The 6187-nt window shown below is 69.8% G+C and carries 6 protein-coding genes; 5 read left to right on the top strand and 1 reads right to left on the bottom strand.

Annotated features, from left to right (window positions below):
- Nucleotides 1-86 precede the first annotated feature (86 nt).
- The 5 genes from FNH08_RS42140 (at nucleotide 87) to pgi (ending at nucleotide 4910) form a co-directional block, all read left to right on the top strand.
- Nucleotides 87-1298, top strand: coding sequence for a phosphoglycerate kinase (locus tag FNH08_RS42140; protein ID WP_152776796.1), 1212 nt, complete (start codon nucleotides 87-89; stop codon nucleotides 1296-1298).
- 6 nt (nucleotides 1299-1304) lie between these two features.
- A complete protein-coding gene (tpiA, locus tag FNH08_RS42135; RefSeq protein WP_152776795.1) occupies nucleotides 1305-2081 on the top strand; it encodes a triose-phosphate isomerase in 777 nt (258 codons plus the stop codon).
- A 115-nt stretch (nucleotides 2082-2196) separates the two neighbouring features.
- A complete protein-coding gene (gene secG, locus FNH08_RS42130) occupies nucleotides 2197-2427 on the top strand; it encodes a preprotein translocase subunit SecG (RefSeq protein WP_062713769.1) in 231 nt (76 codons plus the stop codon).
- Nucleotides 2428-2654: 227 nt separating this feature from the next.
- Nucleotides 2655-2990, top strand: a complete 336-nt coding sequence (locus FNH08_RS42125) for an RNA polymerase-binding protein RbpA (RefSeq protein ID WP_003957010.1) — start codon at nucleotides 2655-2657, stop codon at nucleotides 2988-2990.
- A gap of 267 nt (nucleotides 2991-3257) precedes the next feature.
- Nucleotides 3258-4910, top strand: a complete 1653-nt coding sequence (pgi, locus tag FNH08_RS42120) for a glucose-6-phosphate isomerase (RefSeq protein ID WP_152776794.1) — start codon at nucleotides 3258-3260, stop codon at nucleotides 4908-4910.
- An 89-nt stretch (nucleotides 4911-4999) separates the two neighbouring features.
- Here the strand turns inward: pgi and FNH08_RS42115 are convergent.
- On the bottom strand, nucleotides 5000-6187 hold a 1188-nt coding region (locus FNH08_RS42115), incomplete at its 5' end, for an ABC transporter permease (protein ID WP_152776793.1).

Raw genomic sequence — 6187 nt, 5'->3', positions numbered from 1 at the left:
GCGCAAAGTCGCGCTCCCCGAGCCCTGCTCTACGTACGGAAGACCAGCCCTCCGGGCGCAAGAGTCATCTCCCAGGAGTCCCAAACATGAAGACGATCGACGAACTCCTCGCCGAAGGCGTCGGCGGCAAGCGGGTCTTCGTCCGCGCCGACCTGAACGTGCCGCTCGACGGCACCACCATCACCGACGACGGCCGTATCCGCGCCGTCGTGCCCACCGTCAAGGCCCTCGCCGAGGCGGGCGCCCGGGTGGTCGTCGCCTCGCACCTCGGCCGCCCCAAGGGCGCCCCGGACCCGGCCTTCTCGCTCGCCCCGGCCGCCGCCCGTCTCGGTGAACTCCTCGGTACCGGCGTGGAGTTCGCGACCGACACGGTCGGTGACTCGGCCACGGCCACCGTCGCGGCCCTGACCGACGGCCAGGTCGCGGTCATCGAGAACCTCCGCTTCAACCCCGGAGAGACCTCCAAGGACGACGCCGAGCGCGGCGCCTTCGCCGACCGGCTCGCCTCCCTCGCCGACCTCTACGTGGGCGACGGCTTCGGCGCCGTCCACCGTAAGCACGCCTCCGTGTACGACCTCCCGGCCCGCCTGCCGCACGCCGCCGGTTACCTGATCGCGAACGAGGTCGCCGTCCTCAAGAAGCTCACCGAGGACGTCCAGCGCCCGTACGTCGTCGCGCTCGGCGGCGCCAAGGTCTCCGACAAGCTCGCCGTCATCGACCAGCTGCTCGGCAAGGCCGACCGCATCCTCATCGGCGGCGGCATGGCGTACACCTTCCTCAAGGCCAAGGGGTACGAGATCGGCAAGTCCCTCCTCCAGGAGGACCAGATCCCGGCGGTCATCGAGTACATCGAGCGCGCCGAGAAGACCGGTGTCGAGCTGGTCCTGCCCGTCGACGCGGTCGTCGCGCAGGCGTTCCCGGACCTGAAGACCAAGGCTCCGGCGGGCGCCACCGCCGTCGCCGCGGACGCCATCCCCGCCGACCAGATGGGCCTGGACGTCGGTCCGGAGACCGGCGCGCTCTACGCCTCGAAGATCACCGACGCCGCCACCGTCTTCTGGAACGGCCCGATGGGCGTCTTCGAGCACCCCGATTTCGCCGAGGGCACCAAGGCGGTCGCCCAGTCCCTCGTCGACTCCAAGGCCTTCACGGTCGTCGGCGGCGGTGACTCCGCCGCGGCCGTGCGCATTCTCGGCTTCGACGAGACCGCGTTCGGCCACATCTCGACCGGTGGCGGCGCCTCCCTCGAATACCTTGAGGGCAAGACGCTCCCCGGCCTCGCCGCACTGGAGGACTGACCCTCAATGACCACCCGTACGCCCCTGATGGCGGGCAACTGGAAGATGAACCTCAACCACCTCGAGGCCATCGCCCACGTCCAGAAGCTCGCCTTCGCCCTCGCGGACAAGGACTACGAGGCCACCGAGGTCGCCGTCCTGCCGCCCTTCACCGACCTGCGCTCCGTGCAGACCCTGGTCGACGGCGACAAGCTGAAGATCAAGTACGGCGCCCAGGACATCTCGGCCCACGACGGCGGCGCCTATACCGGCGAGATCTCCGGCTCGATGCTGGCCAAGCTCAAGTGCGCCTACGTGGCCGTCGGCCACTCCGAGCGCCGCCAGTACCACAACGAGACCGACGAGCTCTGCAACGCCAAGGTCAAGACCGCCTTCAAGTACGGCATCACCCCGATCCTGTGCGTCGGTGAGGAACTGGAGGTCCGCGAGGCGGGCAACCACGTCACGCACACGCTCGCCCAGGTCGAGGGCGGCCTGAAGGACGTCCCCGCCGAGCAGGTCGAGTCCATCGTGATCGCCTACGAGCCGGTCTGGGCCATCGGCACCGGCAAGGTCTGCGGCGCCGGGGACGCCCAGGAGGTCTGCGCGGCCATCCGCGGCAAGCTCGCCGAGCTGTACTCGCAGGAGGTGGCCGACCAGGTCCGCATCCAGTACGGCGGCTCCGTCAAGGCCGGCAACGTCGCGGAGATCATGGCGCAGGCCGACATCGACGGCGCCCTGGTCGGGGGCGCCTCCCTGGACGCCGACGAGTTCGTCAAGATCGTGCGGTTCCGCGACCAGTAAGTGTGCGGTCGCCGCGATCCGTCGTACCCTTGCGGGGGCCGGACAGGCATGATGGACCATGCCGCCCGGCCCCCGTCGTCGATATCCGTCCGAGGAAGTTGGTCCAGCCGTGGTTATGGGGTTCTCGATCGCCCTGATCGTCTTCAGCCTGCTGATGATGCTGCTGGTGCTGATGCACAAGGGGAAGGGCGGCGGCCTCTCCGACATGTTCGGCGGCGGCATGCAGTCGTCCGTCGGCGGCTCCTCGGTCGCCGAGCGCAACCTCGACCGGATCACCATCGTGGTCGGTCTGCTGTGGTTCGCGTGCATTGTCGTACTCGGCATCCTGATGAAGGTCAACAACTGACCGACAGGCCCCAGTAACGGCAAAGCGTCACAGACGCACCAATCCGCACGTAAAGCCCCATGCTCGGTACGCGTCCAACAACGCGGCCTATCATGGGGCTTGCGTCTAGGGGGCGGGGTGTAACTCCAATCACTGGACGCGCGTTGGGCCTTACGTAGACTGAGGCGCTCGCAGCGAAGCGTCACGCCGACTCGCTTCGCGGCACCATCACGCAGGGAGTTACGACCGTGGCAAGTGGCAACGCGATCCGAGGAAGCCGGGTCGGGGCGGGGCCGATGGGCGAGGCCGAGCGCGGCGAGTCCGCTCCCCGGCTGCGCATCTCCTTCTGGTGCTCCAACGGGCACGAGACCCAGCCCAGCTTCGCCAGCGACGCGCAGGTTCCCGACACCTGGGACTGCCCGCGCTGCGGCTTCCCCGCAGGACAGGACCGGGACAACCCGCCGGACCCGCCGCGCACCGAGCCGTACAAGACGCACCTCGCGTACGTACGGGAGCGACGCAGCGACGCGGACGGCGAGGCCATCCTCGCCGAAGCGCTCGCCAAGCTGCGGGGCGAGATCTAGAACGCTGCCCCGCGCCCCGCTAGGGGCGCGGGGCTGTGTTGGATATGCGGCTCCGCCGCGTGGGCGCGACCAGCCCAAACGGACCCGCAGCAAACCGACCACACGCACCCCCGAGCTCTTTCCTTGATACCTGGACCCACAACAGACGTATCTGTTGTTGAGCGGGCCGAAAACAGCACGCCGGCTCACGTTCCGCCGTACTCCATTAGGTTGGACCCGCAGGCGGAGCAAGGCACGCAGGACAGGGAAAGAAGGCTGAAGTCCGAGATGAACGCAGACAGCCGCACCAGGCTCAACCAGACGCCCGAGTGGACGGCACTGGCCAGGCACCGGGAGGAACTGGGCGACCTCCAACTGCGCGAGCTGTTCGCCGCCGACCCCGGGCGCGGCGCCGGGTACACGCTCGAGGTCGGTGATCTGCACATCGACTACTCCAAGCACCTGGTCACGGATGACACGCTGCGGCTGCTGAGGGAGCTGGCCGCCGCGACCGGTGTGTTCGGACTGCGCGACGCCATGTTCCGCGGCGAGAAGATCAACATCACCGAGGGCCGGGCCGTCCTGCACACGGCTCTGCGTGCCTCGCGCGACACGGTGATCGAGGTCGACGGGGAGAACGTCGTACCGGCTGTGCACGCCGTGCTCGACAGGATGGCCGCCTTCTCGGAGAAGATCCGCTCCGGAGAATGGACCGGTCACACCGGCAAGCGCATCAAGAACATCGTCAACATCGGCATCGGTGGCTCCGACCTGGGCCCGGCGATGGCGTACGAGGTGCTGCGCTCCTACACCGACCGCGACCTCACCCTCCGCTTCGTGTCGAACGTGGACGGCGCCGACCTGCATGAGGCGGTACGCGATCTCGACGCCGCGGAGACGCTGTTCGTCATCGCCTCGAAGACGTTCACGACGATCGAGACGATCACGAACGCGACCTCGGCACGCGACTGGCTGCTCACGGAGCTGAAGGCCGACCCGGAGGCGGTGGCCCGGCACTTCGTGGCCCTGTCGACGAACGCCGAGAAGGTGTCGGACTTCGGCATCGACACGGCCAACATGTTCGAGTTCTGGGACTGGGTCGGCGGGCGGTACTCGTACGACTCCGCCATCGGGCTGTCCCTGATGATCGCCATCGGCCCGGACCGCTTCCGGGAGATGCTCGACGGGTTCCGGCTGGTCGACGAGCACTTCCGCACGGCTCCCGCCGAGTCCAACGTGCCGCTGCTGCTGGGCCTGCTGGGCGTCTGGTACGGCAACTTCCACGACGCGCAGTCGCACGCGGTGCTGCCGTACAGCCACTACCTGTCGAAGTTCACGGCGTACCTGCAGCAGCTGGACATGGAGTCCAACGGCAAGTACGTGGGCCGGGACGGGCAGCCGGTGGAGTGGCAGACGGGTCCCGTGGTGTGGGGCACACCGGGGACGAACGGTCAGCACGCCTACTACCAGCTCATCCACCAGGGCACGAAGCTGATCCCGGCGGACTTCATCGGCTTCGCCGAGCCGGTGGCCGAGCTCAGCGACGGGCTCAAGGCCCAGCACGACCTGCTGATGGCCAACTTCTTCGCCCAGACCCAGGCGCTGGCCTTCGGCAAGACGCCGGACGAGGTGCGGGCCGAGGGCGTCCCGGAGGAGCTGGTGGCGCACAAGACGTTCCAGGGCAACCACCCGACGACCACGATCCTCGCGAAGGACCTCACCCCGTCGGTCCTCGGCCAGCTCATCGCGCTGTACGAGCACAAGGTGTTCGTCCAGGGCGCGATCTGGAACATCGACTCCTTCGACCAGTGGGGCGTCGAACTCGGCAAGGTCCTCGCCAAGCGCGTCGAGCCCGCCCTCACCGAGGGCGCACAGGTGCCGGGCCTGGACGCGTCCACGACGTCCCTGGTCGCCAAGTACCGGGAGCTGCGCGGCCGGTAGTGATCGCGTGATACGGAAAGCGGGCGGCGCGCGGCCGTCCGCTTACCGTCGACAGCCCGCCCCGCCCCGCCGCAGTCACCCCGTCGCGCTCAGGCGACCGCGCTGAGCGTGTCCGCGAGACGGCGGCGGGCCGCGCGGGATGCGGGTACGGAGGCGAGCGCGGCCGCGCCCGTGACCGCCGCCGCGCCGAACAGCAGCAGGTGCGTGGTGGACGGGCCCTGGGCGATCCCCGCGCCGACGCCGCTCGATCTGCCCTGGGCGTCGATCAGCCAGTGCGCGAGGGGGGCGCCCAGGGCCGTACCGATGACGACGGCGGCCAGGGCGGTGCACGCGGTGGAGGTGACGGTGATCGCGGTGATCTGGCGTGGGGACAGGCCGATGGCCTTGAGCGCCAGCAGGTCGCGTTCGCCTTCGCGGACGGTGCCGCCGATCACGGTCAGCAGTTCGATCAACCCGATGAGGGCCAGCACGGCGATCAGGCCCACGACTACTCCCCTCAGGGGTGAGAGGCCGTCGGCGGGGTTCGGTACGGCGTGTACGTCCAGGCGGCCGTGACCGGCGTCGGCCAGGCGGTCGGAGACCTCCTGCGGGTCGGCGCCGGGGCGGAGCCGCAGCTCGTAGAGGGTCGGGCCGACGCCCGGGCCGTTCTCGCGCAGGGTGTCGAGGGAGGTGGAGATGACGCGGCCGGCGTTCTCCGGCTCGATGCTGCGGCCCACGATGTGCAGGATCTGAGGCTGGTCCCCGACGGTCATCCGCACCCAGTCGCCGACCTTCGCGTCCAGCAGATCCAGCAGCCCCTGACCGGCGACCGCCTCGTCGCGGCCGTGCGCGGCGCGACCCTCGGCCAGGGCATAGGGGTAGGGGTCCTGGTGGGTACCGAGGCCGCGCAGGGCGATCGTGGCCGTCTGGCCCGGGACCAGGGCGGCCACCTCGACGCCCGGGTAGGCGGCGGCGACCTGCGGGTCGCGTTCCAGCAGCGCGCGGGCGTCGCCGTCGCCCAGATCGGAGGTGTGGACCGTGAGGGCGGCCGGTATGCCGATCTGCTCGGGCCTGGTGTCGAAGCGGTCGATGGTGGTCCACGCGCTCATCGCCACCACGATCAGCAGCAGCGGCAGCGCGAGCCGGGCGACCGTGGCCAGGGACCGGAAGCGGAGGGTGAACGCCCGGTGCCAGCCCAGCACCAGCGCGGGCGGCAGCCGCAGCCCCAGCGCCTGCCGGGCCGCACCCGAGAGCCGTCCACCGAGCGGAGCCGCACGGCGTGGCACGGGCACCGGGGG

Source organism: Streptomyces spongiae, assembly GCF_009377185.1.
GTDB classification, from domain to species: Bacteria; Actinomycetota; Actinomycetes; order Streptomycetales; family Streptomycetaceae; genus Streptomyces; species Streptomyces spongiae.
The sequence above is the reverse complement of the archived record's forward strand: the minus strand, read 5'-3'. Positions and strand labels throughout refer to the sequence as shown.